Origin of the sequence: Allobosea sp. BE125, from assembly GCF_031456075.1 — a bacterium.
Lineage (GTDB): Bacteria > Pseudomonadota > Alphaproteobacteria > Rhizobiales > Beijerinckiaceae > Allobosea.
In genome coordinates this window covers 894403-919840 of sequence record NZ_JAVDTY010000001.1, presented here as the reverse complement: position 1 = coordinate 919840, position 25438 = coordinate 894403, and the positions used below count along the sequence as shown (strand labels likewise).

Sequence of the window (25438 nt, the reverse complement as noted above, 5' to 3'; positions counted from 1 at the left end):
AGCCCGCCACCCGATGCCTTGTACGCTGCGGGATGGCCTACTTCTTCTCCGGCTTTGCCGGCGGGTTCGGGTCCTTCGAGAAATTGCGGAAGACCATGTCGGGCGAGGAGGTGTTGTGCCGCGAATGGGTGGTGCGGCCCATCCAGATATCGGTCGCCTTGCCGCCCGTGAACGGCATCAACGGCTCCTCGCGCCAGCCCTTGGCACCGGGCTCGCGCACCGCGATGCGGGCGACATCGTTGTTGAACTCGGTGACATACATCGAGCGCAGCGCCACGAAACCCTTGCCGCCGGTCACCGGCTTGTCGAGCACCGCATCCAGCACCATGCGGTTCTCATCGACGCTGTCGAGCTTCAAGCTGCCCGACGAGCCGTCCTTGAAACTCAGCTTGAAGGTGGTCGTCTTGGGATCGAACTCGATCTCCTTGATGTTCACGACCGGGCGCCCGTCGGTCTCGATCGGCCCGAACAAGAAGGACGAGCCATAGGCCGAAGATGCGAGCTGCTGCGGCGGCATCGGCCTGGCACGCCAATAGCCATCCTGCGGATAGACCACGAGCAATTCATGCGAGCGATCCTTGCCGAGTTTCCAGAGCTGAACGAGGTGCAGGCCTTTTTCGACCCTGTCGCCGACCCGGAAGGTGGTGTCGGCCGGCCGCCAGAAGGTCGGGAAGGTGTAGCCGACGAGCCAGTACTCGGTGCTCTCGTAGAAGGTGACGCGCCGGGGTGGCACCGGGGCTGCGAAGGAGGGATCGCCCTTCATCTCGCAATCGGTCCAGTCCGCATCCCAGTTATCCCGCAAGAGACCGGCGTTGTAGGCGGGATGCGCCGCCTCAATCTGGAAGCGCCGCACCTCGGGCGAGATCGCCTTGATGGTGACATTGTCCTTCTCGGCGCAGAGCACCGGCTCGGACTCGTTCTTGACCTCGACGGCGACATCGCTGGCGGCAAGAGCCGGACAAGCGGCGCAGGCCAGGGCGAGCGGCAGGATCACGAAGCGCAGGCGGGAGAGAAGGGTCATCATCGATATCAACTCGTCAGCATGGCGTAGACATCGCCGGAATTGGCGGAGTGAGGCAGATCGCGCAGGAAGCCGCCGATCGCCTCCGCGCTCGCTGGCTCGGCGAGTTCGAGGCTCTGGCTTTCGCCGAGCGCGACATTGAAGCGATAAGGTCCAAGCGTATCCAGCAGCGCGAGGCAAGCCTCCGCGACGTCGCGCTGGATCGTCGTGAACTCGAAGGAGATCACCGGCACGGCCTTGGTCAGACCCGCCAGCACATGCGCCTCGAAGCCCTCGACATCGATCTTGATCAGCGCCGGCAGGCCATGACGCCAGATCAGCTTGTCCAGCGTCGTGCAGGGAACCACGATCTCATGGTCCCAGACCTGCCCCTCCCAGCCGCCAGCCCCTTGCGCCGCGCCGACGAAAGCCGGCGAGGCTGTCGAGACCGTTGGGTTGGCGCTGTTGATCTGCAGCGTCACCGCCCCTTCATTGTCGCCGCAGGCGGCCTCGATCAGCGTCACCAGCGGGTCGCGGCCATGGATCAGGCGGATCGCGCGCGCCGGCCCCGGCTGCGGCTCCAGCGCCACGACGCGCGCGCCCAGCCGGCGAAACGAGGAGACCCGGTCCCCGACATGCGCGCCGATATCGAAGGCGAGATCGTCCGGTTTGAGGAAGCGCGCATAAAGCGCGTCCATCGCGGCATTGCGCACAGGGTCACCGTGATAGACCCGCAAGGAGCGCGAAACCGCCTTGGCCATGCCCTTGGGGTAGGCAGCTGCACTCATCACGACGCCTCATCCGCGATCGCCGGGAGTTTCGCGATCGCTAAGAGTTCAACCGGCGGGTCAAAATCCTCGGGGATCCCGCAAAGCCCGCTTTGCGCGATCCGCCTTCCAAGTGCGGGCAAGGCCGTCAGCATGGCGAAGGGGATCGCCAGCACATAGCCCGCGGTCAGCGGCAGCGACCAGAGCAGCACGGTCGGCGAGAGCAGCATCAGCGCACCGAAAATGTACAGGCCAAACAGCAGATGCGGCCACAAGCCGGCGAAGGCCGTGGCGACGGACAAGGCATGCGCATCGCGCGACTGGCCGTTCCAGCCGATCCTGGCGCGCCCGAAGGCAAGGCCGACCATGAACAGCGTCGTCCGGAAGGTCGAGACCGCGCCTTGCAGGAAGGCGAAGACGATCTCGATCAGCGCCGAGGCGATGAAGCGCCCCGTGCCGCCATAGCGCCGGGTGCCGCCTTTGGTCAGCAGGATGTCGATGAAGCCTGCAAGCTTCGGCGACAGATACATCGCCAGGAACAGCGCATAGAGGGCGGTGGCCAGGCCCGAGGGATAATTCGCGATGCCGGCATCCTCGACGACCTTCACCGGCAGGAGCGCGATCATCAGCGTCCAGGCCGGTAGCCCCAGGAACATCAGGATCGCCCAGACCAGCTGGAAGCGGCTCATCGGCTTCAAGCCGGGCAGGTCGAGCAATTTGAGATATTGCAGATTGCCGAGGCACCAGCGCAGGTCGCGCTTGGCGAATTCGAGCATGGTCGGCGGGTTTTCCTCCCAGCTCCCCATCTCCTGCGGCAAGACGCGGACCTCGTAGCCGGCGCGGCGCATCAGCGTCGCCTCGACCTGGTCATGGCTCATCACCGCCCCGCTGAGCGGCCCTTCGCCGGGCAGGACCGGCAGATGGCATTCATCGCGGAAAGGAGCGATCCGCACCATGGCGTTATGGCCCCAGAACGGACCGCAATCGCCGATCCACCAGGCCGAGCCCATGGTGTAGGGCCGCATGCCCTGGCGCATGCCGAACTGGAAGATGCGGGCAAAGGCCGACCGGCTGGGCATGCCCACGACCAGGCTTTGCAGGATGCCGAGCCTGGGATGCGCCTGCATCATCCTCGCCAGCCTCACGATCGCATCGCCCGACATGACGCTGTCGGCGTCGAGCGGCAGCATGACCTCGTAGCGATCGCCCCAGCGCTCGCAGAAATCCCTGACATTGCCGGCCTTGAAGCCGGCATTGTCGGTACGGCGACGATAGGTGAGGCGCGAGGTGGCGCCGATCTCGCTCGCCCATTGCGCCGCGAGCCGGTCTTCCACGGCCGCGACAGCGGCATCGCTCGTATCCGACAGCACGAAATAGTCGAACCAGGCGCCTTCGCCCGTCGCCTCGACGCTGTCCTTGACCACGCGCAGCCGGCGGAAGGCGCGTTCGGGATCCTCGTTGCGCAAGGTCATCAGGATGGCGGTGCGGATCGCGATTGGCGTCGCGACCTCCCCATCGGCTGCGAAGGGCGCGACCTGGTCGAGCCCGTCATCGGCGCCATGCAGCAGCCACAGGCCGATCAGCGCGTTCCAGAAACCGAGCACCGTCCAGGGCGCACCGAACAGGAAAGCGACGAAGATGACCACATCTGTCACTGTCCAGCCCCCAGTCCCGAGCACGCGCCCGAGTCCGAGCAGCAGCGCACCGAGCGTGACGAGGTTCAGCGCCAGCACGAGCCAGCGTCGGGCGCTTAGCGTCGCCGTCGCCTGCACGCCCGCCGGCGTCAGGCCCGGCAGGCTCTCGGCCTCTTGCGCCGCCGACTGGAACGTGGTCGGAGCGGGGCGCTGGTTCATGGCGGTCTCTGTCATGATATCAGTCGAAAGGCCTGCGGTCGGTAAAGGCTTGCGGTAAAGGCTTGGTCGGGAACAGGGATCGGCTCGAAATGGCGAAGGAGCTAAAGCCGGCAACCGTAGCGAGCGCAAGCGCGAAGGCGACCGCTCTCTGGTATATCTCCCCGCGTGAATGCGCCCTGAACGCCGACGCTTTTCCCGAGGCCGGCCCGCAGGATTGTCTCATCCGCACGCTCTGGAGCGGCATCAGTCGCGGCACGGAGCGTCTTGTCCTCGAGGGCCGCGTGCCGGCCTGCGAATATGAGCGCATGCGTGCCCCCTTTCAGGATGGGGAATTCCCCTTTCCGGTGAAGTACGGCTACTGCGCGGTGGGCCAGGTGGATGCAGGCCCTCCCGAAATGCTCGGCGAGACGGTCTTCTGCCTGCACCCGCATCAGGACCATTTCACCGCGCCCAGCGACCGATTGACGATCGTGCCCGAGACTGTGCCGGCGCGCCGGGCCGTGCTGACGGCCAATATGGAAACCGCGCTCAACGCGCATTGGGATGCCGGCTCCGGCCCCGGTGACAGGATCGTCGTGGTCGGCGGCGGTGTGCTCGGACTGCTGGTCGCGTGGCTCGCGGCCCGGCTGCCGGGCGCGCAGGTGACGCTGGTCGATACCGATGCCGGCCGTGCCGCGCTTGCCGCCACGCTCGGCTTCGGCTTTGCGCTGCCAGCGGATGCGCCTGTCGACGCCGATCTCGTCTTTCATGCCAGCGGCTCGGGCGCAGGGCTGGCGACGGCGATCAATGCCGCCGGCTTCGAGGCCCGTATCGTCGAATTGAGCTGGTATGGCGAGGGCGCCGTCCCGGTTTCGCTGGGCGGCGCATTTCATTCCAAACGCCTGCAATTGATCTCGTCGCAGGTCGGACAGGTCGCGCCTTCGCGCCGTCCCCGCTGGAGTTATGCGCGCCGCAGCAAGGCGGCGATGGCGCTTCTCGCTGACGATCGCTTGGATGCGCTGATCACCCAGGAGATCGCTTTCGCGGACGCCCCAGTGCTGCTTCCAGGCGTCCTTGCCTCCGATTGGCCGGGGCTGACCGCCGTGCTGCGCTATTGACCTGACGCAGCGGCTTTGGCCAAGACAGGCCTATCAACCGGCTAGCCGCCGGCCTGCAGGAGCCGCATCCATGTTTTCCGTCGAAGTTCGCGACCGCATCATGATCGGCCATTCGCTGCCCGATCCGTTCTTCGGCCCGGCCCGGAACATGCACGGCGCGACCTTCGTCGTGGATGTCGCCTTCTTCCGCGAGAGGCTGACGCGGCACAATGTCGTCGTCGACATCGGAGCCGCGCTCGAAGTGCTGAACCGGACGCTGAAGCCGCTGAACTACCAGAACCTCGACGCGCTGCCGCAATTCGCAGGCGTGCTGACCACGACCGAATTCCTCTGCAAGCACATCTTCGACGCGATGGCGCAGGCAGCGGCATCCGGCGCGCTCGGCGAGGACGGAGCCGGCCTTTCCCGCATCAAGGTGACGCTGCACGAGACCGATCTGGCGCGAGCGAGCTATGAGGGCGTGCTCGCGTGAACGGCATCGTCCTCGCCGTCCCCGGCGATATCGACCTGCCGACCGGCGGCTATGGCTATGACCGCCGGCTGCTGCGGGAATGGCGCGAGATGGGCATCGCGGCGCGCCACCTCGCTCTCCCCTCCTCCTTCCCGAACCCGACGCCTGGCGACCTCGCCGAGACCGGGCGGTTGATCCTGTCGCAGCCCTTCGATGCCGCCCTGCTGATCGACGGCCTGGCCTATGGCGCCTTCCCCGAAAGCATCGCGGCGGGCCTCGCCGGCCGCGTCGTGGCACTCGTCCATCACCCGCTCGGGCTGGAGACCGGGCTCAGTCCAGAGCGGGCGCGTGCGCTGCTGGCGCGCGAAGCGGCTGCCTTGCGTCACGCCAGCGCCGTCATAGCAACCAGCCCGACAACGAAACGCATCCTGGTCGCGGATTTCGGCCTCGCCGAGGACAGGATCACTGTCGCGCTGCCAGGCGTCGATCCTGCGTCCCGTGCGAGCGGCAGCGCCAATGGCAGCCCGCTCGCCCTGCTCGCTGTCGGCTCGCTCGTTCCGCGCAAGGGTTATGACGTGCTCGTCTCCGCCCTCGCCAACCTCAAGGATAAGAACTGGCAACTGACGATCATTGGCGCGCAAGATCGAGCGCCCGATACGAGCCGCGCGCTTCAGGCTCAGATCAAGGCGGCAGGACTTGAGGACCGCATCTTGCTGGCCGGAGCCGTGAGCGAGAATATCCTGGCCGAGGCCTATGATAAGGCTGATCTTTTCGTCATGCCGTCCCTGTTCGAGGGCTACGGCATGGTGCTGACCGAGGCGCTGGCGCGCGCTCTGCCGATCCTGTGCACGACAGGCGGGGCAGCCGCCGAGACCGCGCCGGATGCAGCCGCGCTCAAGGTTCCGCCCGGCGATATCGCTGCCTTCGCTGAGATGCTAGGCAAGCTCATCGATGATCGCGCGCTTCGGGACGGCATGGCGAATGCGGCCTGGGCCGCGGCCGATGATTTGCCGCGCTGGCGCGACACCGCGACGATCGTCGCGCAAACCTGCCGGAAGGTGATGTGATGGGTGGTTTCTCCCCCGAATGGCTGGCGCTGCGCGAGCCCGCCGACCATGCGGCGCGCAATCCGGAGTTGCTCGCGGCCGTCGGCGCGCATTTTGCTCCCAAGACGTCGATTTCGATCGTCGATCTCGGCTGCGGCGCCGGTTCCAATCTGCGCGGCGCCTTCTCCGCCTTGCCCGGGCGTCAACACTGGACGCTGGTCGATTTCGACCAGCGCCTGCTCGACGCCGCGCGTGAAACGCTCCGCCTCTGGGCCGATGAGGCGCGCGAACAAGGCGAGGAACTCGTCCTCGCCAAGGACGGCAAGTCGATCACGGTCGATTTCCGCCAGGCCGACCTGATGAAGGACCTGGAATGGGTTCTCGGCTGGCAGCCCGATCTCGTCACCGCCGCCGCCCTGTTCGACCTGACCTCGAAGCGCTGGATCGAGCGCTTCGTCGCGGCGCTCGCGAGCCAGCGCCTGCCGCTGTACACCGTGTTGACCTATGATGGGCGCGAGAAATGGCAGCCGCCCCATGAGGCCGACGCCAGGATGCTCGCGGCCTTCGCGCATCACCAGCACTCCGACAAGGGTTTTGGCCCGGCGGCCGGCCCCGACGCCACGGAGATCATGGCGGAGGCTTTCCGCAAATCGGGCTTCGCGGTCTCCACCGCCGACAGTGCCTGGACCATCGACGCGGGGCAGCGCGACCTTGCCAAGGCCCTGACGCAAGGCATTGCCGACGCCGTTCTGGAGACCGGCCATGTCGATGCCGGCACCGTCGCGGACTGGCTCGGCGCTCGCACGGCGGAGGCAGCCTCCGGCCTGGTCGGCCACAACGATCTCTGGGCGCGGCCGGTCTGAAATCCGCTAGATCACGTCGCATTCGGACGGCATCGTCCGAATGCGACGTGATCGATTCTCAAAGCTTAGAGCATTGCTCCATCGAGAAATCGGTACCCACTTTTTCGCGCAATGCACTACCGCAGCCCAGGCAGCATCCGGCGCAGGACCCCGTCCTTGCGGATCAGATGGTGGTAGAGTGCGGCCGCGATATGCGCGCCGACGAGCAACGCCGTCAGGATGGCGAGCTTGCCGTGGACGCGCAGCACGTTCTCCGCCAGCGGCTGGTTGGGCGCCGCCAGTCGCGGCAGGTCGAACAGACCGAAGAGCGTCAGCGACGGATAGAGCGAAACGCCGATCCAGCCGAGCAGCGGTACGATCAACAGCAGCCCATAGAGCAGCCAGTGCACCAGATGCGAAGCTGCCTTCTGCCACCAGAGCAGACCGGGTTCGTCAGGCGGAGCACCATGCAGCAGCCGGTAGGCAAGCCGCCCGGCAACGAGCCAGATCAGCAGGAAGCCGATCAGCTTATGCGCGCTGAACAGGGTGTCCGTCAGCCCGTCCCAGATATCCAGCGTATTGCCGCGATAGGTCATCGCGAAACCGAGCGGCAGCATGACGAGCACGGCCGCCGCCGTGACCCAATGGAAATGGCGCGCCGCTGCACTATATGTGGACGGTGGCGCAGCCATGGTCGCGAACGGGTCGTGGTCTTGCGTCATGCAACTCTCCGGGCCGGGTCGATGCCTTCGCATTCATCTCATGTTCAATGTCGCAACCCTATACGCAACGTCATTGGCGACGTCATGGGCAACGTCATGAGATTGAATGGCTGCGGGGTCGGGCCAAGAGACAATTCCGGCAGCGGGAACTCCATCGCGACCGGCACGTTTGGCGATACAGCTATGCGGTCGCATCCATATCGACCTTTCGACCGTAGAAGCTACACTTCACTGCCGACCACCGGCGCAATCTGACGGATACAATCCCGATGCCCAAGTCGCGTACGCTCTTCGGACGCCCGCATGAGACGAGCCTGGTGGCCGTCGATCGCGCGATCTCGGAATTCCGCGCCGGCCGCCCCGTGCTTCTGCGCGCCGGCGAGCGTCTGGCCTTGGCCCTCTCCGCCGAACTTGCCGACGCCGTGCTGGTCCAGCGCCTCGACGAGCTTGCGAAGGGCCATGCCCATCTCGTCCTGAGCGCCGCGCGGCTACGCCGCCTGGGCGCGAAGGGCCGCAATGAAACCGGCGTGCTCGCGATGCCCCGGATCGATCTGAGCCGCATCGAGACGCTCGCCCTCAAGACCGATGGCAAGGTCGATGCGCCCGTCGCTCCCGCCTCCGAGGTCGATAATGCCGCGCTCGAGCTCGCCCGCCTGGCGCTTGTGCTGCCGGCCATCATCCTCGTGCCGGTCAGCCCGGAGGCCGTCTCCGGCGAGCCGTTGATCGAGGTTTCGATCGAGGCCGTGAACGCTTATCGCACGGCGCAGGCCGCCTCGCTGACCATCGTCGGCCGCGCGCCTGTGCCGCTGGAAGGGGCACCCGAAACCGAATTCGTCGTGTTCCGCGGTGGCGAAGGCTTGCGCGATCAGGTCGCAATCATCGTCGGCAAGCCCGACCTCGCCGAGGCGGTCCCGGTGCGGCTGCATTCGGCCTGCCTGACCGGCGACTTGTTCGGCTCGCTGAAATGCGATTGCGGCGACCAGCTCCGCGAAACCGTCCAGTGGATGGCGCAGAACGATGGCGGCATCCTGCTCTATCTCGACCAGGAGGGCCGTGGAAACGGCATCTCCAACAAGATGCGCGCCTACAAGCTGCAGAGCCAGGGCTGGGACACCTATGACGCCGACGAGGTGCTCGGCTTCGACCTCGACCAGCGCCATTACGATTTCGCGGCGACGATGCTGAAGCAGCTCGGCGTGACCCGGGTCACCGCCTTGACCAACAATCCGCTCAAGGTCGGCGCCATCAAGGCGGCGGGGCTCGAGGTCGCAGCGACCCAGCGCGTGCTCGGCCGCCCCAATGTCCACAATGTCCGCTATCTCGCCTCCAAGCGCGATCGTGCCGGCCACATCATCGACATGGACGCGCTGATGGCGCGGGCCGCGCCGAAGGATTGATCGCGGCCGCAACTCCGGGCAGAGTCGACCGATGTCGGAGCCCGCGCTCGGCCACGCCTTGCCTCCCCGCGCACGCTGGCCGCTCGCCAGCGTGTTTTGCATCGTGGCGCTGGCCTGGTTCGCCTTGTCCTGGCCCTGGCTCTCGGGCGCTGTCACGATTCCCTGGGACGCCAAGGCGCATTTCCATCCCCAGCTCCAGTTCCTGGCGAGCGCCTGGCACAAAGGGCTCTCGCCGTTCTGGACGCCTTATGTCTTTTCCGGTTCGCCGCAGGTCGCCGACCCGCAATCGCTGATCTTCTCGCCCTCCTTCGCCCTGATCGCGGCGCTGAACCCGACGCCTGATTTCCGCTGGAGCGACGGCGCCGTGCTCGGCACGCTGCTGGCCGGCGCATTCGCCATCACCCTGCTGTTCCGGGACCGCGACTGGCACCCGGCGGGCGCCGTCGTCGCCGCGCTCGCCTTCGCCTTCGGCGCCTCGGCAGCCTGGCGCATCCAGCATGTCGGGCAGGTGCTGAGCCTCGGCTATTTCGCGATCACGCTGCTGCTGGTCGCGCGCGCACTGGAACGCGGCTCGGCGCTTTACGGTTTCGCGGCGGGCGTCATGGCCGGCTTCATGGTGCTTGGGCGCGATCAGGTCGCGCTGATCGGCGTCTATGTGCTGGTCGGGCTCGTCGTCGCGGCGATCGCCATGGCCCGCCATCCCTGGCGGGCGCTGCGCGCGAGCCTGTGGCCGCTCATGGCCGGCGTCCTCGGCGCAGCCCTGGTCGCGACCGTGCCGATCCTGCTCACCGCCTTCTTCGCCCAGGAATCCAACCGGCCCGAGATCGATCTGGTCGGGGCGGGCAAGGGCTCGCTGCATCCAGCCGCGCTGCTCACCGCCCTTTTCGCCAATCTCTACGGCGCGGCGGGCCCGCTGGAAAACTTCTGGGGCGCGCCGAGCCCAGCCTTCGAGGCGCGTTTCGGGCCGCTCGATCTCTATCTCGCGCGCAATATGAGCCAGCTCTATCTCGGCCTCCTGCCGATGCTGCTGATCCTCACTGTAGGAATCGTGCGCGGGGCGCTGCTGCGGCGCGAGATCATCGCGCTGAGCGCAGCCGCCGCGATCGTGCTGATCTATGCGCTCGGCCGCTACACACCGGGCTTCCGCCTGCTGTTCGAATTGCCGGGCGTCGATTTTTACCGGCGTCCGGCCGATGCTCTGTTCATTCTCGGCGCGCTTCTCGCGCTGCTCGGCGGCTACCTCACCCATCTCATCATGACCGACACTGCGCCACGCGCCCGGCCCTGGCACTATGCCATTGAGGCCGTGATCTTCCTTGGCGCGCTTGGCCTGGCGTTCTGGTTGGCCTGGACGGTCGGCCGGCTGCCCGTTGCTGCCATGCCGCTGCTGGTCGCGCTGCTTTGCGCCGTGCTCAGCCTGGGCGCGCTGGTTGCGGCGCGCGGCTTGAGCCTGCGCGGCTCGGGGCTGGCGGCGACGATCGTGCTGGCCGCGACGCTGACCGTCGATCTCTCCGTCAATAACGGCCCCAGCGAATCGACCGCCCTGCCCGCGCAGGACTATGAGGTGCTGCGCGCCGACAGCAAGAACGAGACGATCGCCCTGCTCAAGCGCGAGACCGCCCGCACCGCCGCGCCTGACCGGCGCGACCGCATCGAACTCGCCGGCATCGGCTTCCACTGGCCCAATGCCAGCCTCGTGCACGAGCTCGACAACACGCTGGGCTACAACCCGCTCAGGCTTGGCATCTACAGCAAGGCGACCGGGGCCGAGGACCACGTCGCCCTGCCCGAGCAGCGCCAATTTTCCCCGCTGATGCCGGGCTATCGCTCGCTGCTCGCCGACATGCTGGGCCTACGCTTCATCGCGACCGGCGTGCCTGCCGAGCAGATCGACAAGAGCCTGAAGCCCGGCGACCTCACCCAGATCGCCCGCACCAAGGACGCCTATGTCTATGAGAACCCACGCGCGCTGCCGCGTGTGCTGCTCGTCACCCAGGCGCAGAAGGTCGATTTCGATGCGATCCTGACAAGCGGGCAATGGCCGCAGGGCTTCGACCCGAAGACGACCGTGCTGCTCGACCGCGCCCCGCCACCGATCCCGACCGGCCCGGCCCAACCCGGCTCGGTCGTCATCTCCGATTACGGCACGACCGAGGTGTCGCTGAGGGTCGATGCGCCGCGCGGCGGCTTCGTCGTGCTCAACGATGTCTGGCACCATTGGTGGCAGGTCGAGATCGACGGCAAGCCGGCCGAGCTGTTGCGCGCCAATGTCCTGTTCCGCGCTGTCGCCGTGCCACCCGGCCGTTCGACGGTGCGCTTCATGTTCAGGCCGTTCGAAGGCCTGTTCGAGGATATCGGAAAGCGGCTGCGCGCGGAGCGGACAAAGCTACAGGGGTGAAGCGAGGCTTCGTGCCCTTGCCCCAAGCACCCTCTTTCTGGAACTGCTGCACCGGGCCTATCGGGCGCAACCGCTCGCCTCACTATGAAGATTGCACTTCGCGTTCAGCCCTTCTCGAAGACGCGCTGGCAGTTTCGGCACAGGAACGAGCTGATACACCGTCTCCTGCCAGCTTCGGCCGCACTCTTGTGGCAAGAGGCCAGCCCCGGAAAGAACGGCTGCGAGAGAATGATGAGTTCGGCTCCCGTCCCGTCGCAAGGCGGCAGAAAAGCGACGCGCCGCGAATGGCTTGGCCTGATCGCGATCGCCCTGCCCTGCATGATCTACTCGATGGATCTGACGGTGCTGAACCTCGCAGTGCCGACGCTGACACGCGAGCTGAAGCCGAGCGCGAGCCAGCTCCTCTGGATCATCGACATTTACGGCTTCATGGTCGCGGGCTTCCTGATGACCATGGGCACACTCGGAGACCGAATCGGTCGGCGCCGACTGCTGATGCTCGGCGCGGCGTTCTTCGGCGTGGCATCGACCGTCGCCGCCTTCTCGAACAGCGTCGAGATGCTGATCACGATGCGCGCCGTGCTCGGCATCGCCGGCGCGACGCTCGCTCCCTCCACGCTCTCGCTCATCGCCGTGATGTTCACCGACGAGAAGGAGCGGACCTTCGCCATATCGATGTGGATCGCGAGCTTTTCCGCCGGAGCCATCATCGGCCCGGTCGTCGGCGGTTTGCTGATCGAGTACCTCTGGTGGGGCTCGGTGTTCCTCATCGCCGTGCCGCCGATGCTCCTGCTGCTGGTCATCGGCCCCATCCTGCTGCCGGAATACCGGGCACCGGATGCCGGACGCATCGATCTCCTCAGCGCGCTGCTCTCGCTGGCCGCAGTGCTCGGGCTGATCTACGGCATCAAGCACTGGGCTGAGGCCGGCTTCGGGCCTCTAGCCGCGGTGGCGATCCTGGCGGGGCTCAGCCTCGCCTTGGTCTTCCTGCGGCGGCAGGCTGGGCTGGCCGACCCGATGATCGACCTCGCCATGTTCCGCATCCCCGCCTTCAGGGCTGCGCTGGCGATCAACCTCGCCAGCATCCTGTTCATGTTCGGCAGCTTCATCTTCCTGGCGCAGTATTTCCAGCTCGTCGCCGGCCTGACACCGCTGCAGGCCGGCCTCTGGTCACTGCCCTCGGCCATCGCCTTCACGCTCGCCTCCTTCGTGACGCCCTCGCTCGCCGCCCGCTGTAAGCCCGCGACGTTGATGGCGAGCGGCCTGGCGGTCTCCGCGCTTGGCTTCATCTGGCTCGTCTTCGCTCCGGAACTCGTCCAGATCGTCGCGGCATCGGTGGTTTTCTCTGTCGGCTTCACGCCGGTGATCACCCTGACGACCGGAATCGTCGTCGGATCCGCGCCCCCGGAACGGACGGGCGCGGCCTCCGCCATGTCGGAGACCAGCGCGGAGCTCGGCGGCGCGCTCGGCATCGCTGTGCTCGGCAGCCTTGGCGCCGCGCTCTATCGCAGCCGCATGACGGATATCGTGGTGCCCGGCTTCAGCGCAGACGCACTCGCTCCGGCGCGGGCGACGCTGGGCGGGGCGCTCGCGCTCGCGGCCAAACTCACCCCCGACCAAGCGGGGCCGATTCTGGCGCAGGCGAGCGCGGCCTTCATGGCAGGCTTCCACGCATCGGCCATCCTGTCGGTCGCTGGCATGCTGTTCTGCATCGCCGTCACGCTGACGGTTCTGCGCGACGCCCGCCCGGGAGAGCCGCACTAAAACGCACCAGGCTCAACCCAGCGCGCCCATCGCCGCCTTTGGCTGGACAGGCAGTCCGGCGAGCACCTTGGCAAGCCCGGCCGGGTCCACTTCGCCACCACGCATCGTCTCGTCGCGATGGATTCCTCCGGCGATGAACAAGCTGTCGAAGCCCATCATTCGCGCGCCGGCGAGGTCGGTGCGAACCGCATCGCCGATGACGAGCACCTTGGCAGGGTCGACCGCACGACCGCCGCGCGCTGTGCGGGCTGCCTCCAATGCGAGGTCATAGGCCGGCCGATGCGGCTTGCCGGCCCAGGCGACCTGGCCGCCGAGTTCCTCATAGATCGTCGCCAGCGCGCCGGCGCAGGGTAGGAGATCCTCGCCGACATGGACGACGAGATCGGGATTGCCGCAGATGAAGGGCACGCCGCGCGCGGCAAAGCGCGCGAGCTGCGGGCGGTACTGCTCCGGGGTTTCGGTACGGTAGTCATTGAGCTCGGTGGCGACGACGAGATCGGCCTCGTCCTCCCCGACCAGGACGATGTCGGCGCCTTCGAAAATCGAACGGTCGTCATGCCAGCCGATATGGAAGACCTTATGGTGATGGCTCCCAGCGATCAGCGCCTTCGTCACGTCGCCGGAGGTGACCAGCCGGTCCCAGGCCTGGCGCGGCACGCGTTTCTTGTCGAGCACGCCGGCGACCTGTTGCGAGGGGCCCGGCGCGTTCGAGAGCAGCACCACCGCCCCGCCCGCCTCGCGGAAGCGGATCAGGGCGTCGCAGGCCGGCTCCAGCGCCCAGACGCCGTCATGAACCACACCCCAGACATCGCTGATCAGCACATCGTAGCGGGCGAGCAGCGCGCCCGCCTCGGTCAGGACCGGAACGCTCATCACCGCGCAGCCTTTGCCTCGAGCGCCATCCTTGCCTCGACATCGGCGCGGCGCGGCAGCGGCGCGACCGCACCATAGCCCTGCGTCGAGAGCGCCGCGGCGACATTGGCGTAAGCCCCGGCCGCGAAGGCGTCGCCGGTGCGGATATACTCCGACAGGAACGCGCCGTCATAGCAGTCGCCGGCTCCGGTCGCGTCGATGGCCTCGACCTTGATCGGCACCAGACGCTCGCGCCGGACAGGCGTCGCCACCAGCGAGCCTTCATGGCCGAGCGTCAGCGCCACGACCCTTGCGCCGAGACCGAGATAGAAATCGACGATGGCGTCGGGAGAATTCAGGCCGGTGAGCTGGGTCGCATCGTCCAGCCCCGGCAGCACGATGTCGGACATCGCACAGGCGGCATGGATGATCGCGCGCGCCCGCGTCAGCGGCCAGAGCTTGAGGCGCAGATTGGTGTCGTAGGCAGTCAGCACGCCGGCCTCGCGCGCGGTCGCGAAGGCCTCGAACACCGCATCGCAGGCGCTCGCCGAAATCGCCTGGCTGATGCCCGAGGCCTGGACGATGCGCGCGGAGCGGATCAGGTCGCGCGGCAGGTCGCGCGGCCCGTAGAGGCTCGCGGCCGAGCCCGCCCGCAGATAGGAGAAGACATGGCCGCTCGGCCCATGATCGACAAAATAAAGTCCGGTCGGCGCGCTTGGATGCGTCGAAACATGGCGATCATCGACGCTCTCGCGCTGCCACAGTCCACGCAGGGAGCGGCCGGCGCTGTCATCACCCAACGCACCCGCATAGGCGACCGAGGCGCCCTGGCGAGCCGCGGCGACGGCGCAGTTGGAGGTGTCACCGCCATGGCCAAACTGGAAGGAGCCGGCGTCGCCACGCGTCGCGTTGAACTCGCCCAGCGGTTCGCCGATGCAAAGCAGATCGATCTTGGGTTCGGTCACGGCAGAAACCATCTCGGACAGGATCTCGCAGGGATGCGCGGGCGCGCTTTCCTAGAGCATCGGGCGGAAAAGTGGAAACCGGTTTTCGAAGCCGGACCTTACCAAGCCGGACCTAAGCAAGCCGTGCCGAGGCCGTCGCCGGATCTATTCGGCAGCTTCCTGCTTCGGCCGCCCGGTCTTCAAGCGCCCCGTGACCTTCATCATGTCGCGCCGGAGCGCGGTCTTGCCGCTGGCGGGCACAGCGGCGGATGAGACCGGCACGGCCAGTTTCGCGTCCTCGCGCTGCGGGACGCCGCGTTCGGCCCGCGCCTGCATCAACGCGCCCTGCAAGGTCTGGATCTCGGCATGCAGCGTCTCCAGGCGCTGCTCACGCTCGCGCAAATGCTCGCGCATGGCCTCGTTTTCCTGCCTGAGCTTATGGTCGGCTCCGAGCTTCGTGGCTTTCATCTCCTCGGCGGCCTGCTCGGCCGCCTCGCGCGCCTGCATCTGCGAAGCGAGCGCCTCGGCCTCCTGCTTCAGCAAACCCTGGATGCGGCGGGTCTCGACTGTGGCCGCAGCGCTCGCAGCATCCGCCGCCGCCAGCCCGGCTTCAGCCTGAGCCGCGCGCGCAGACAGAGCATCGGCGCGCAGCCTTTCGCTGTCGCGATCAACCGTCATCGCCGAGAGCGCGATCCTGGCCACAGCGAGCCCCTGCTCGGCAGCCGCAAGACGGCTCGACAGGTCGACGGACTGGCCTTCCAGCACCAGAATCTGCGTCCGATGCTTGAGCTGCGAGGCTTGCAGCACGTCGCTCTGCGCCCGCAGCGCGGCGAGTTCCGCATCGCGCTCGCTCAGCAGCGCCTGAACCCGGCCCAAGGTCGCGCGCTCCTGCTCGAGCTCCGCGGCGCGCGCAGATAGATCGGCGCTGGTGCCGGTCAGCGCCATGCGCGCCTCGGCGAGGCTGCGCTCGAGGACGGCAAGGTCCTCAACGCGCTTGTCCAGCAGTTTGCCCGTCTCCGCATGGCTCGCGGTCTCGGCGGCGAGCCCGCCTTGCGTCTCCGCAAGCTTGCCGCGCGTCGCGGTCAGGTCCGCCTCGAGATCGGCGATCCGCGCCTGACCGGCGCGCAGATCGCGTTCGAGCTGGCCGATCGTCATGTCGCGCCGGCCGATATCCTGCATTGCAGCCGCCTTGGCGGCAAAGCCACGCTCGGCCTGCTGCTCCAGCCCCCGAGCGCGCAAGGCGAGCTCCGCCCGCAAATGGTCGCGGTCGGCAGCAATCTCGGCAAGCGACAGGGGGAACGCCGCCTCGGCCCGCTTGCGCGCCAGCCTGTCGGCACGGCGCGCCAAGGCCGGGACCGCCGCCAACGCCAGGAGCGTCGCCGACAGAAAGCCGAGCATCACGAGCATGACGGCTTCGATCAAGACTTGCCGCTCCGCATCCGGACATGATCAGACACGTGAAACTGCCACGCCGGCCGCATCATGACCAGCGCTTCGGCAGAACCTTCTTAGAAGGGGTTCCAGGTCGCCTGAGGCGTGAACTTCAGGTAGCCGAGATTGACGCCCAGGCGCCAACCGATGCCCGTACGGATCGGCACCAGCGTCACGTTCTCGGCCGCCATGGCGGTAAAGCCGAAGCCGCCGATGAAATAGGCCGAGCCGTCGACGCCGACGAAACGCTGGTAGAGCGCCTCGACCGCCGGCAGGTTATAGACCAGCATCATCGTGCGGGCGCCCTCACCGCCAAAATCGAAGCCGACGGACGGCCCTTGCCAGAACACCTTGCGGTCGCCGGCATTGCGGGTGAACAACGTACCCTCGCCATAGCGCAACCCGCCGACGAAGGCGCCGGAGGCCTCCTGGCCCAGCACATAGCCATTGGGCTCACCCCAGCGCCGCACAGCCTCTTCGATCGTCAAGGCAAGGCCGCGCGAGACGTTTCCGAAGAATTGATGACCGGAGCCGACGAGCTCGTTTTGCGAGAACGACCGGCTCTGGCTGTAGTTCTGCTGAGCGAGGGCGGGGGCGGACTGCATCGCCAAGCCGGCGCTCGCAAGCGCGAGCCCTCCGGCGACGAAGCTGCGGCGTGTCTTTATCATCGAGATCATCTCCGGGCTGGGCGCCAGTTCGTGAATTCAAGCCGACCGGAAGACCGTGGAGCCCGCAGTGCAGTCGACTGCAGATCCGTGCCGATCCCCCTGTCGGAGGGTCGCTCTGGACCGCGCGGAAACGCACGGTTTTCGAACGCGAAGCATGACACCGCGCAAATACGCACCATTTCGGTAACGGGTTTGATACCTCGCAAGTGTATCCAACCCGTGAAGATTCCGGCGCGCTACGGCCCACCGAAGAACTGACATCCAAAGGATTTGACGCGATGAAGGCCGCAACATGGCAGCGCTGGATCTCGATTGCGGTCGGCGTGCTTGCGCTCGCCATCGCGATCCAGCCGGTCATGGCCACGCAGCCGCTCGCCTCCGCGCAAAACCTCTCCGCCGCGGATTCGGTCATGCCCGGCCTGCCCTCGGGCCTGCCGCAGCTGCCACGCCTGGGCGAAACAATGCAGCGTGACACGCCCTCGGGCTTTGCGCTCCACGGCTATGATCCCGTCGCCTATCAACTTCTGGGACGCGCGACGCCGGGTCGCCCGGACTACGAACTCGTCCATGGCGGCGCGGTCTGGCGCTTCGCCTCCGCCGCCAACCGTGAGGCGTTCCGCGACGCACCTGACGTCTATGAGCCGGCCTTCGCCGGCTTTGACGCCACCGGCGTCGCCGATGGCCGGGCTGTCGAGAGCGATCCGCACCTGTTCGCCGTGATCGATTCGCGGCTCTACCTGTTCCGTACGGCTGAGAATCGCCGCCGCTTCATCAACAACGCCACACTGTTCCAGCTCGCCGAAGCGCAGTGGAAGGATGTCTACGGGACGATCGCGCGCTGAGCATCACCCGCCGCCGCGGCCGCGCGGCGTGCAAGCCCTTCGCTGCTGGCCGCCACGAAGGGCGGATTGCGGAACTCGCGCTCGCTCGCGCCATAACGCGGCAAGTCCCCGTCCAGCATCAGCACGCTGCCGCCCGCGGCCTTCAGGATCGCGTCTCCGGCTGCAATGTCCCATTCCATCGTCTGGCCGGCACGCACATGCAGATCGGCCTCGCCCGAGGCGATAAGCCCGAACTTGACCGCCGACGACATCGGCATCGTGGCGCGCGATCCCATGGCCACCGCGACCTTGTCGCTGAGCTCGTCGCCATGGAAGCGGCTGACCAGGGTGACCGGCCCATCGGGCGGAAGCGACCGGACATGGATGCGCTCGGGCTCGCCCAGCGCCGCCCCATCCGATGCCAGACGCTGCGCGAAAGCGCCCTCGCCGGCGAACCAGAGCCGCCCGAGTTGCGGGGCCGCGATCGCGCCAGCGATCGGCCGGCCGTCGCGGATGATGGCGATCGCCACGCAATAGCTGTCGCCATTGGCCAGGAACTCGCGCGTGCCGTCCAGCGGATCGAGCAGGATGAAGATCGGAGCGGGTGCGACGGCGTCGGCGCTTTCCTCGCTGATCACCGGGAAGCCGGGCAGCAGGCGCGCAAGCGCGCCCTTTGCGGTATGATCGGCCGCGAGATCGGCCGAACAGACCGGCGACCCGTCGGCTTTGACCTTGACGTCGCGCGCCATGCGCATCGTCAGCAGCACCGCAGCGCTCAGGCGCGCGGCTTCCGCGAGCCGGCGCGCCAGATCGTTGCAGTCGCAAAGACGGGGGTCGTCCTGGCCGATCATCGTCTCGAAGGCCCCTTCGACAAGAAAATCAGGGTTAACCACATGCAAACCAAGATGGCACCATACCTATGTATTGAGGGCGCCGCTTTACACCGCGCTCCGCACCGTCGATCGCAGGACACCAAGCCATGACCGCCATCTCGCTCGAGCCGCTAGACTTGGCCGCGCTCCTTTGCAGCCGCGTCTGCCATGACGTGATCAGCCCGGTCGGCGCCATTGTCAACGCGCTGGAGGTTCTGGAGGAAGATGATCCCTCCATGCGTGATTTCGCGCTGGACCTGATCAAGAAGAGTGCCCGCAGCGCCTCGGCGCGCTTGCAATTCGCCCGCCTCGCCTTCGGAGCGGCCGGTTCCGCCGGCGCGATGATCGACCTCGGCGACGCCGGCAATGTCGCCAACGGCTTCCTCAACGATGACAAGCTCTCGCTCGACTGGGAGGCGCCACGCGCCTTGCTGCCGAAGAACCAGGTCAAGCTGCTCCTCAACCTGCTTATTCTGGCGACCCATGCGGTGCCGCGCGGCGGCAAACTGGTCTCCCGCGCCACGATCGACGGCGAGCAGGGCCACTTCATCATCACCGCTACGGGCTCGCATGCGCGCATCCCCAACCATGTCGAAGACCTGATCGCGGGCCAATCCGAGACCGGCACGATCGACGCCCATGCCGTCCAGCCGCTCTACACCGGCATGGTCGCCCGCGCCGCCGGCATGACGATCAGCTTCGCCATCGAGGGCGACACGGTCAGCATCACCGCGCAAAAGACCGATTGAGCGCCGAAACATCGCGCTGCGGGTTCGATCGAAACCGATCATAAACCCTTCTCCTGCTTAGATCGCCCGGTATTGTTGCGTGGGTGATGGTCTTCGGCATGGATGATCTGCTGCAAGAGTTCCTGAGCGAGACCGGCGAGAACATCGACACGGTCGATCGGGAACTCGTACGCTTCGAGCAGGAGCCGAACAACCGCGAGATCCTGCGCAACATCTTCCGCCTGGTGCATACGGTGAAAGGCACTTGCGGCTTCATCGGCCTGCCCCGGCTGGAAGCGCTGACTCATGCGGCCGAGTCGGTGATCGGCCAGTTCCGGGATGGGGCCACGGTCAGCGCGATCGCCGTCACGGCCATTCTCGAAACCATCGACTGCATCAAGGAGATTCTCGCCGAACTCGCCGAGAAGGGCCAGGAACCCGTCGGCAATGACGAGGTCCTGATCATGGAACTCTTGGCCTTGGCCGACCAGGCGAAAGCCGAATTGTCGCATCGGCCACCGGAGAACGACGAGCCAAGTGACCCCGTCGCCGCCTATCTCACCCGCCATGGCTCGCATCTGAGCGAGGACGAGCTCGATCTCGTCTTCCGCAGCGCACCGGGGCCGGAGCGTGGCCCGAACGGGCGTATCGAAGTGCCGGCCGCGGCGAAGGCGGCGGACGAGGCCGCGCCGCGCGAGAGCCGCCCCGGCGGTTCCGCGACGCTGCGCGTCAATGTCGACACCATCGAGCATCTGATGACGATGGTGTCGGAGCTCGTTTTGACCCGCAACCAGCTTCTGGAGATATCCCGCAAGCAGGAGGATGTCGGCCTCAAGGCGCCGCTGCAGCGGCTCTCACTGATCACGGCGGAGCTGCAGGACGGCGTCATGAAGACGCGCATGCAGCCGATCGGCAACGCTTGGTCGAAGTTGCCGCGCATCGTGCGCGATCTCGGCGCTGAACTTGGCAAGCGCATCGAACTGGTGATGGAGGGCACCGATACCGAGCTCGACCGCCAGATCCTCGACCTGATCAAGGATCCGCTCACTCATATGGTCCGCAACTGCGCCGACCATGCCATCGAATCGCGGGAAGAACGGCTCACGGCGGGCAAGCCCGAACACGGCACCATCCGTCTCGCCGCCTATCACGAGGGCGGCTCGGTGACGATCGCGATCTCCGATGACGGGCGCGGCCTCGACATCGCGCGCATCAGGCGCAAGGCCCTGCAGCAGGGCCTCGCCCAGAAGGCCGAGCTCGAGCGCATGAGCGACGCGCAGATCAGCCGCTTCATCTTCCACCCCGGTTTCTCGACGGCGGAAAGCATAACCGCGGTCTCCGGTCGCGGCGTCGGCATGGATGTCGTCAAGGTCAATGTCGACGCCATCGGCGGCATCATCGACGTCGCCAGCACGCCGGGCGTCGGCACCACCATCACCATCAAGATCCCACTGACGCTGGCGATCGTCTCCGCCCTCATCGTCGTGGCCGGCAAGCAGCGCTTCGCCATTCCGCAGATCGTGGTGCGCGAGCTCGTCCGGGTGAAGGTGGGCGCGGACCATCGCGTCGAGCAGATCAACGGCGCGCCGGTGCTGCGCCTGCGCGAGCGCCTGCTGCCGATCATCGCCCTGTCCGCCCTAATGGGAGCAGCCGGCGCGCCGACCGATGACGGCTTCATCGTGGTGACGCAGATCGGCGAGCGCCAGTTCGGGATCCTGGTCGACGGTGTCTTCCATACCGAGGAGATCGTCGTCAAACCGATGTCGACGAAACTGCGGCATATCCCGCTGTTCTCCGGGAATACGATCCTCGGCGATGGCGCCGTGGTGCTGATCGTCGATCCCAACGGCATTGCCCGGCTCGTCGGCGCAGCCGCGACCGTCGATGCGCTGCGTGTCGAGGCGCCGGCGCAAGCCCAGTCGCCCACCGCCGAGAAGACGACAATGCTGGTGTTCCGCGCCGGGCTCGAAGGCGTCAAGGCGGTGCCGCTCTCGCTGGTAACCCGGCTCGAAGAGGTCGACGCCAGCGAATTCCAGCATAGCAGCGGCCGCGTCCTCCTGCATTACCGCAACCGGCTGATGCCGATCATTCCCGTCGGCGAGGCCGCGATCCGCGCGGAGGGACTGCAACCGCTCGTCATCATCTCCGACGGAGACCTGATCCTGGGGCTGGCGGTCGATGCAATCGTCGACATCGTCGATGAGGTGCTCGATGTCGAGATCGCCTCGATGATCGACCGCGGCGTGATCGGCTCGGCCATCATTCGCGGCCGCGCCACCGACATCCTCGACCTCGCCCACTACCTACCGAAGGACGGCCCGGGCTGGCTGAGCGGCCGACGCTCCGATGCGCAGCCGATCGATGCCGCGCAGATCCTGCTGGTCGAACCCTCCGACTTCCTGCGCGAGATGCTGAGCCCCGTGTTGAAGGCCTCGGGGCGGCAGATCGCCTTCGCCTCCGATTTCGAGACCGCGACACGGCTGGCCGCGCACGAGGCGATGACCTGCGTGCTGATCGACCTCGACCGCACCCCGGACGCCGCCTACGCCTTCGCCGCGGCGCTGCGCGCCTCCGAAAGCGGCGACCGCCTCCGGATCTTCGGCCTGACCTCGCTCGTCACCCCGGACCTGCATATGCGCGCAGCACAGGTGCGGCTCGACGAGGTCATCGCCAAATTCGATCGTCGCGCCTTGCTGAGCGAGCTGGCGGAACACAAAACCGGCATGAGGCAGGCCGCATGAGCAAGCACGAAGCCAATGCGCCCGCGCCCGGCACCACCTCGGCGGCTGCGGCTTTCGGCGAATCGCTCGACTATGTCACCGTCACCGTCGGGGAACAGCTGCTTGGGCTGCCGATCGGACGCGTCCACGACGTCTTCATCGCCAATCACATCACGACCGTCCCGCGCGCGCCGTCCGAGATCGTCGGCCTGCTGAATCTGCGCGGGCGTGTCGTCACCGCCATTTGCCTGCGCCGGCGTCTCGGCCACCCGGTCGCAGCCACCACGCGTTATGACGAGGTCTGCGAACTCGTCGCGGTCGGCATCGACCTTGGCGGCGAGGCCTATGCGCTCATCGTCGATGCGGTCGGAGAGGTGATGCGCCTCGACCAGTCGACCTTCGAACCCGTTCCCGTGCATCTCGATGCCAGCTGGGCCGCGCTTGCGGCCGGCGTGCATCGTCTCGACGAGCGTCTTCTCGTCGTCCTCGATGTCGATGCCGTCCTGAAGCTTGATTTGCCGGTGGCCGCCTGAGGCGTCGCCCTATGATTTTTGGAGAAAGACCATGAAGTATTGTCTTGTCGTCGATGACTCCGCCGTGATCCGCAAAGTCGCCCGCCGCATTCTGGAAGGCCTGCAGTTCCGCATCGCCGAGGCCGAGGATGGCGCGCGCGCCATCGACGCCTGCAAGGGCGAGATGCCGGACGCCGTCCTGCTCGACTGGAACATGCCGATCATGGACGGCTACGATTTTCTGCGCACATTGCGGCAAATGCCGGGAGGCAAGCGGCCCAAGGTCGTGTTCTGCACCACCGAGAACGACATCGCCCATATCGCACGGGCCATGCATGCCGGCGCCGACGAATACATCATGAAGCCCTTCGACAAGGAAATCGTCGCTTCGAAGTTCCATCAAGTAGGCCTTCTGTGAGTCATAGCGCGGCGAGTTCCCTCGCCGCTGCCTGGTGCCTCTACGACCTGTGACAAGTCCGCCGGAGGCGCGACACATGACGAGCCTCTCACCAGCGAGCGCAGCGACGCAGCGACCCAAGACGGTCGTGATCGCCGATGATTCCGTCGTCGTGCGCGGTCTCTTCGCGCGCTGGCTCGGCGAGAGCGGGCAGTTCCATGTCGTCGCTGTCGCGGGCGACGGCGAAACGGCGGTGGCCCATGCCGGGCGCTTCCACCCGGACGTGATGGTGCTCGACCTCAACATGCCCGGCCTTGGCGGAGCCGAAGCCCTGCCCCAGATCCTCAGGGAAAGCCCCCATACCGGCGTATTGCTCGCCACCACGCTGACCGAGCGCAACGCGCGCATCGCGCTGGAATGCATGACCAAAGGCGCGATGGATGTGCTCTCCAAGCCGGACAGCCGAGGCGGCATGACGCTGTCGCTCGATTTCCGCAGCGAATTCCTGCTCAAGCTCAGCAACATCGCGCAGTCCTCGGTCCGCGCGGGAGCGCTGCCGCCGGAGATCGACCTCGATTTCGCCCCAGTCGGGCCGGTGAACCTGCGCAATCTCGTCTCGGTGATGCCGCGCTATCTGATGATCGGCGCCTCGACCGGAGGCCCCCGCGCTGTCGCCAAGGTGCTCGCCGATATCGGCGATGCGCTGAATGACCTGACGACCCTGGTCGTCCAGCACATGCCGCCGCTCTTCACCGCCTCCTTCGCCGAGCAAGTCAGCGCACAGATCGGCATACCGGCGCGCGAACCCTATGACGGCGAGCGCCTTTCGCGCGGCACGATCTATGTCGCCCCCGGTGGCCGGCATCTCGGCATCGACCGCAAGCTCGGCCATCTCGTCGCCAGTATCAGCGACGCACCGCCGGTGCGCTTCTGCCGGCCCGCCGTGGACGTTCTCTTCACCGAGGGCGCGCGCCATCTCGGTTCCGCGGCGCTCGGCCTCGTACTTACCGGCATGGGCAGCGACGGAACGGAGGGCGCCGGCGCATTGCGACGGGCCGGCGCCGCGGTCATCGCCCAGGACGAATTGTCGAGCACGATCTGGGGCATGCCGGGCTCCGTGGTGCGGGCGCGGCATGCCAGCGCCGTGATCCCGCTCGACGGTATCGGCGGCGCGATCCGCGACCTGCTGCGTGGGGGCAAACCCTCATGACCGAGGCGGATTTCGACTTCCTGCGCGCCCTGCTGCATCTGCGCTCCGGCCTCTCATTGAGTCAGGACAAGCGCTATCTCGCCGAAAGCCGCCTCGGCATGCTCTGCCGCCGCCGCGGCATCGACGGTTTGAGCACGCTCGTGCAGGCACTGCGCCCGGGCACCGATCTCTTGCTCGAGAACGCCGTCATCGAGGCGATGACGACCAACGAGACGCTGTTCTTCCGGGACCGGACGCCGTTCGACCTGTTCCGCGACGTGATCCTGCCGGAAAAGCTCACCGCCAACGCGGCCAGCCGGACGCTGCGCATCTGGTGCGCGGCGGTCTCGACAGGCCAGGAGGCCTATTCCCTCGCCATGATCCTCGACGAGATGGCCACCCGGCTCGTTGGCTGGAAGATCGAGATTCTCGGCACCGACATCTCCTCGGAGGTGCTGGAGAAGGCGCGGGCCGGCATCTATAGCCAGTTCGAAGTGCAACGCGGCCTGCCGATCCAGATGCTGCTGCGGCATTTCCGGCAGGATGGCGACAAATGGCAGGTGTCCGAGCGCATCCGCGCCATGGTCGAGTTGAAGCCCCATAACCTGCTGCTGCCGAACAGCCATTTCGGGCAGTTCGACATCATCTTCTGCCGCAACGTGCTGATCTATTTCGACGTACCGACCAAGGCCAAGGTGATGGCAGCGCTTGCCCAGCGCCTGACGGCGGATGGCGTCTTCGTGCTCGGCGCCGCCGAAACCGTCATCGGCATCACCACGACCATCGTGCCCGACAAGAGCCACCGCGGTCTTTATCGCGAAAGCCGCTCGAGCAACGCGCAAAGCGCCGGCCTCGGCCTGCCCTTCGACCGGACGAGGACGCCAACGCTGAGCAGCGTCCGCGGTTGAGGTTTCTCCCATCGGTCCGACGGGCAGCGCAGTCTCCGACTAGAACTGCGGATTAGCCC

Annotated in this window: 23 protein-coding genes; 14 read left to right on the top strand and 9 right to left on the bottom strand. The window is 66.8% G+C overall.

All coding sequences use genetic code 11. The features are described 5' to 3' along the window. Window positions 1–37: 37 nt before the first annotated feature. From J2Y55_RS04295 to mdoH, 3 genes are read right to left on the bottom strand one after another with little or no spacing between them, the layout of a single operon-like run. The gene (locus J2Y55_RS04295) at window positions 38–1021 is read right to left on the bottom strand and encodes a hypothetical protein (protein ID WP_310148007.1); all 984 of its coding nucleotides are present in this window, start codon (window positions 1019–1021) and stop codon (window positions 38–40) included. 8 nt (window positions 1022–1029) lie between these two features. Continuing rightward, window positions 1030–1788 carry an FkbM family methyltransferase gene (locus J2Y55_RS04290; RefSeq protein ID WP_310148004.1) on the bottom strand — a complete coding sequence of 253 codons (759 nt, stop codon included), beginning with the start codon at window positions 1786–1788 and terminating at the stop codon, window positions 1030–1032. Continuing rightward, complete coding sequence (mdoH, locus tag J2Y55_RS04285; protein WP_310148001.1) at window positions 1788–3635, bottom strand: glucans biosynthesis glucosyltransferase MdoH; 1848 nt, start codon at window positions 3633–3635, stop codon at window positions 1788–1790. The genes J2Y55_RS04290 and mdoH overlap by 1 nt, the downstream gene beginning before the upstream one ends. Window positions 3636–3709: 74 nt before the next feature. On the opposite strand from mdoH, the gene J2Y55_RS04280 reads away from it, so the two are divergent. From J2Y55_RS04280 to J2Y55_RS04265, 4 genes are all read left to right on the top strand, one after another. Further along, entirely contained in the window at window positions 3710–4717 is a 1008-nt protein-coding gene (locus J2Y55_RS04280) for a zinc-dependent alcohol dehydrogenase (protein WP_310147998.1), read from the top strand. Between the two features lie 70 nt (window positions 4718–4787). Beyond that, on the top strand, window positions 4788–5189 hold the full coding sequence (locus J2Y55_RS04275; protein ID WP_310147995.1) for a 6-pyruvoyl trahydropterin synthase family protein: 402 nt from the start codon (window positions 4788–4790) through the stop codon (window positions 5187–5189). Beyond that, window positions 5186–6235, top strand: coding sequence for a glycosyltransferase family 4 protein (locus J2Y55_RS04270; protein WP_310147992.1), 1050 nt, complete (start codon window positions 5186–5188; stop codon window positions 6233–6235). Before J2Y55_RS04275 ends, J2Y55_RS04270 begins: the two co-directional genes overlap by 4 nt. Continuing rightward, window positions 6235–7077, top strand: a complete 843-nt coding sequence (locus tag J2Y55_RS04265) for a class I SAM-dependent methyltransferase (protein ID WP_310147989.1) — start codon at window positions 6235–6237, stop codon at window positions 7075–7077. Before J2Y55_RS04270 ends, J2Y55_RS04265 begins: the two co-directional genes overlap by 1 nt. 116 nt (window positions 7078–7193) lie before the next feature. Here J2Y55_RS04265 and J2Y55_RS04260 read toward each other — a convergent pair whose 3' ends face one another. Then, window positions 7194–7778, bottom strand: coding sequence for a cytochrome b (locus J2Y55_RS04260; protein ID WP_310147987.1), 585 nt, complete (start codon window positions 7776–7778; stop codon window positions 7194–7196). A 269-nt stretch (window positions 7779–8047) separates the two neighbouring features. Here J2Y55_RS04260 and ribA point away from each other — a divergent pair, with 269 nt between their 5' ends. The 3 genes from ribA (at window position 8048) to J2Y55_RS04245 (ending at window position 13337) form a co-directional block, all read left to right on the top strand. Beyond that, window positions 8048–9175 (top strand): GTP cyclohydrolase II RibA, encoded by a 1128-nt coding sequence (gene ribA / locus J2Y55_RS04255; RefSeq protein WP_310147984.1) that lies wholly within the window; start codon window positions 8048–8050, stop codon window positions 9173–9175. Between the two features lie 31 nt (window positions 9176–9206). Beyond that, window positions 9207–11573: a glycosyltransferase family protein gene (locus tag J2Y55_RS04250; protein ID WP_310147980.1), complete on the top strand. Its 2367-nt coding sequence runs from the start codon at window positions 9207–9209 to the stop codon at window positions 11571–11573. A gap of 228 nt (window positions 11574–11801) precedes the next feature. Then, entirely contained in the window at window positions 11802–13337 is a 1536-nt protein-coding gene (locus J2Y55_RS04245; RefSeq protein ID WP_404978807.1) for an MFS transporter, read from the top strand. 12 nt (window positions 13338–13349) lie between these two features. Here the strand turns inward: J2Y55_RS04245 and J2Y55_RS04240 are convergent, their stop codons facing one another. The 4 genes from J2Y55_RS04240 to J2Y55_RS04225 all read right to left on the bottom strand — a co-directional run bounded on the left by J2Y55_RS04240 (window position 13350) and on the right by J2Y55_RS04225 (window position 17232). Next, complete coding sequence (locus J2Y55_RS04240; RefSeq protein ID WP_310147974.1) at window positions 13350–14210, bottom strand: TIGR01459 family HAD-type hydrolase; 861 nt, start codon at window positions 14208–14210, stop codon at window positions 13350–13352. Next, complete coding sequence (locus J2Y55_RS04235; RefSeq protein WP_310147971.1) at window positions 14210–15154, bottom strand: sugar kinase; 945 nt, start codon at window positions 15152–15154, stop codon at window positions 14210–14212. The genes J2Y55_RS04240 and J2Y55_RS04235 overlap by 1 nt, the downstream gene beginning before the upstream one ends. A gap of 144 nt (window positions 15155–15298) precedes the next feature. Further along, window positions 15299–16555 (bottom strand): coiled-coil domain-containing protein, encoded by a 1257-nt coding sequence (locus tag J2Y55_RS04230; RefSeq protein WP_310147968.1) that lies wholly within the window; start codon window positions 16553–16555, stop codon window positions 15299–15301. Between the two features lie 86 nt (window positions 16556–16641). Beyond that, window positions 16642–17232, bottom strand: a complete 591-nt coding sequence (locus J2Y55_RS04225) for a DUF1134 domain-containing protein (protein WP_199578991.1) — start codon at window positions 17230–17232, stop codon at window positions 16642–16644. A gap of 278 nt (window positions 17233–17510) precedes the next feature. Here J2Y55_RS04225 and J2Y55_RS04220 point away from each other — a divergent pair, with 278 nt between their 5' ends. Continuing rightward, a complete protein-coding gene (locus J2Y55_RS04220) occupies window positions 17511–18074 on the top strand; it encodes a YHS domain-containing (seleno)protein (protein ID WP_310147963.1) in 564 nt (187 codons plus the stop codon). On the opposite strand, the gene J2Y55_RS04215 is transcribed toward J2Y55_RS04220, so the two are convergent. Then, the gene (locus J2Y55_RS04215; protein WP_310147960.1) at window positions 18053–18904 is read right to left on the bottom strand and encodes a 3'(2'),5'-bisphosphate nucleotidase CysQ family protein; all 852 of its coding nucleotides are present in this window, start codon (window positions 18902–18904) and stop codon (window positions 18053–18055) included. The genes J2Y55_RS04220 and J2Y55_RS04215 overlap by 22 nt on opposite strands. Before the next feature lie 128 nt (window positions 18905–19032). Between J2Y55_RS04215 and chpT the strand changes: the two genes are divergently transcribed. The 6 genes from chpT (at window position 19033) to J2Y55_RS04185 (ending at window position 25379) form a co-directional block, all read left to right on the top strand. Beyond that, entirely contained in the window at window positions 19033–19674 is a 642-nt protein-coding gene (gene chpT, locus J2Y55_RS04210) for a histidine phosphotransferase ChpT (RefSeq protein ID WP_310147956.1), read from the top strand. Between the two features lie 98 nt (window positions 19675–19772). After that, complete coding sequence (locus tag J2Y55_RS04205; protein WP_310147950.1) at window positions 19773–22394, top strand: hybrid sensor histidine kinase/response regulator; 2622 nt, start codon at window positions 19773–19775, stop codon at window positions 22392–22394. After that, window positions 22391–22906: a chemotaxis protein CheW gene (locus tag J2Y55_RS04200; protein ID WP_310147946.1), complete on the top strand. Its 516-nt coding sequence runs from the start codon at window positions 22391–22393 to the stop codon at window positions 22904–22906. Before J2Y55_RS04205 ends, J2Y55_RS04200 begins: the two co-directional genes overlap by 4 nt. Before the next feature lie 31 nt (window positions 22907–22937). Then, complete coding sequence (locus J2Y55_RS04195) at window positions 22938–23303, top strand: response regulator (RefSeq protein WP_043237911.1); 366 nt, start codon at window positions 22938–22940, stop codon at window positions 23301–23303. Between the two features lie 76 nt (window positions 23304–23379). Next, entirely contained in the window at window positions 23380–24492 is a 1113-nt protein-coding gene (cheB, locus tag J2Y55_RS04190) for a chemotaxis-specific protein-glutamate methyltransferase CheB (protein WP_310147935.1), read from the top strand. After that, the gene (locus J2Y55_RS04185) at window positions 24489–25379 is read left to right on the top strand and encodes a CheR family methyltransferase (RefSeq protein WP_310147931.1); all 891 of its coding nucleotides are present in this window, start codon (window positions 24489–24491) and stop codon (window positions 25377–25379) included. The genes cheB and J2Y55_RS04185 overlap by 4 nt, the downstream gene beginning before the upstream one ends. The last annotated feature ends 59 nt before the right edge of the window (window positions 25380–25438 follow it).